General features: G+C 74.4%; 2 protein-coding genes. One reads left to right on the top strand and one right to left on the bottom strand.

Features of this window, described 5'->3' with window-relative positions; genetic code table 11:
• The coding region (locus tag ACRDP3_RS28515) for a response regulator transcription factor (RefSeq protein ID WP_431519913.1) at positions 1 to 350 on the top strand (350 nt) is incomplete at its 5' end.
• Here ACRDP3_RS28515 and ACRDP3_RS28520 read toward each other — a convergent pair.
• Positions 327 to 2243, bottom strand: coding sequence for an ATP-binding cassette domain-containing protein (locus ACRDP3_RS28520; protein WP_431519914.1), 1917 nt, complete (start codon positions 2241 to 2243; stop codon positions 327 to 329). The two genes, ACRDP3_RS28515 and ACRDP3_RS28520, sit on opposite strands and share 24 nt — an antisense overlap.
• Positions 2244 to 2376 lie beyond the last annotated feature (133 nt).

Below are 2376 nucleotides of genomic sequence, written 5' to 3' on the forward strand. Positions count from 1 at the left end.
GGCCGGGCGCCCTGCGCAGGGCGCTCGACGCCCGCGCACTCGGCTTCCTCGATCACCACGCCACGCCCGAGCGGCTGCTGACGGCCATCAGGCAGGTCGCGCGGGGGAAACGATTCGTCGACGACTCGCTCGCCCTGGCCCTGATCCACGCGTCGGAGATGCCGCTCACGCAACGGGAGTTAGCCGTACTGACGGTCGCGGCGGAGGGCGCGACGGTCGCCGAGATCGCCCACAAGCTGAGTCTGGCCGGCGGCACGGTACGGAACTACATGTCCGCGATCACCCGTAAGACCGGTGCCCGTAACCGCATCGACGCCATCCGCATCTCACAGGGAGCGGGCTGGCTGTGACGGGGACACCGAGGGGTCCCAGCCCGCCGACAGGTCACGGTAGAGCGCGGAGCGCTCCAGCAGTTCGGCGTGCGTACCGCAGTCGGCCCGCGCACCGTCCAGCACGAGGACACGGCCGGCTCGCCGGGCCGAACTGATGCGGTGTGCGATGACGATGAGCGCTGCGGGGTACGTACGGGCGCCTTCGGGCCCGCTTCCCCGGCACCGCCGCTCGGCGAAGGCCCGCTCGGCCCGCGCCTCCGCCGCCGGGTCGAGATGACAGGTGGCCTCGTCCAGTACGGCCAGTGGCGCGGGCGAGAGATGGGCGCGGACAAGGGCGAGCAGCTGCCGCTCACCCGCCGACAGCGCCGCCGGGTCCACGGCGCCGTCCGGGCCGCCGAGCCGGCGTACGAGCGCCTCGGCACCCACCGCCGCAGTGGCCGCCGACAGCGCCTCGTCCGTGGGCTCGACGGGGCAGAGATAGCCGAGATTCGCGCGGACGCTGCCGGAGAAGACGTACGCCTCCTGCGGGATCAGCACCCGCTCGCCGCCGAGTGCGCCGGGTCCGGTCAGGGCCACGGGCCGGCCGCCGAGCCGGATCTCACCCGAGCCGGGTCTCAGCAGCCCGGCGACGAGGGAGGTCAGGGTGGACTTGCCGATCCCGCTCGGACCCACCACGGCGAGATGGCCACCCGCCGGAACGAGGAGTGAGAGATCGTCGATGACCGGGGCGGCGCCCGCTCCGTAGCCGAAGGAGACCCCGCGCATCTCGAGCGCCGCCGGGGGCGGTGCGGCGGAGCGGGAGCCCGGCACGCGGAAGCCGTCCGAACGTCGTAGGGGCACCGAGGGCGCGAACGGCTCGGGCTGTGACTGTGCTTGCGGCAGCGGCTGCGGCTGCGCCGCTGCGGTCGGCGGCCGACGGAGGCGGCCGATGACCACGGCGAGGCGCGCGCCGGCACCGCCCAGACCATGGACAAGGCTCTGCAGTGCGGGCAGCAGCACGTGGGTCAGATAGGTCAGCGCACCGGCGAGCGCGCCCGCGGTCACGCCGCGGGAGAGCAGCCACGGTGCGAGGACCAGCAGCAGCACGACGGGCAGCCGCCCGCCGACTCCCAGCGCCAGCGCCCGCGTGACGCCCCACCGGGCCAGCCGGTCGGCGGCCCGCCGTTCGGCGTCGATACACCGGACGCCGGCGATCCGCATGCGTTCCTCCGCACCGCAGGCGACGACGTCCCGGAGCCCCGAGAACGTCGTCCCCAGAGCCTGGGCGATGTCCTCGTCCGCCACCAGGAACGCCTGCTGCCGACGGGCCATCGGACGCAGCGACATGAAGAAGAGGGCGAGCCCGCAGACGAGCGGTGGCAGCACGACGAACAGCAGCAGCGGTGCCAGGGAGAGCAGCCCGAACAGCGCGCCCGCGGCCGAGAAGACGAAGGAGCGGGAGACCATCACCAGGCCCGCGAAGCTGTCCCGCGCGATTTCGACCTGATGTGTCAGCCGGGAGACGACCGCACTGCCGCCACGGCCCGCGTCCCCCGACCCTGCCTCCACTCCCGCGCCGGCGTCCGCGCCCAGGGCCTGCCCTACGACGCGGTGCACCAGAAGGTCCCGCAGCGGCTCGGCCAGCGCGGCCACCGCCCCGTACACCCGCCCGGTGCCCACGGCGCCGAGCACCACGGCGACGGCGGTCAGTGCGAGCCAGCCCAGTCCGGCGGCCACGTCGCCGGCGAGGAAGCCGTCGTCGAGTGCGTGGGCGACCCCGAATCCGAGCGCGAAGGAGTGCGCCGCCTCCAGCACGGACCAGCCCGCCAGCGTGGCCAGCGCGTGCGGACGCCGGGCCAGGAAGCGCAGCCCGGCCCTGACGAGGCCGGTGCGCAGGGGAGCCCGCCGGTGCGGCGAGGTCGAGCCCGTCATGGCGTACGCCCCTCGTACTCGTCCTCGTCAGGTTCCGTGAACACCGCGCGGTAGTCCGCGAGTTGCCACAGCCGCTGATGGGGGCCGACGGCCCTGATCCGGCCCTCGTCGAGCCAGGCGGTCAGGTCGGCGC

The organism is Streptomyces sp. (genome assembly GCF_050698815.1).
Taxonomy (GTDB): domain Bacteria; phylum Actinomycetota; class Actinomycetes; order Streptomycetales; family Streptomycetaceae; genus Streptomyces.

What these genes read in the sequence shown, in the direction of transcription:
- ACRDP3_RS28520 (WP_431519914.1), bottom strand. Translation starts at nt 2,243, where the DNA reads ATGACGGGCTCGACCTCGCCGCACCGGCGGGCTCCCCTGCGCACCGGC.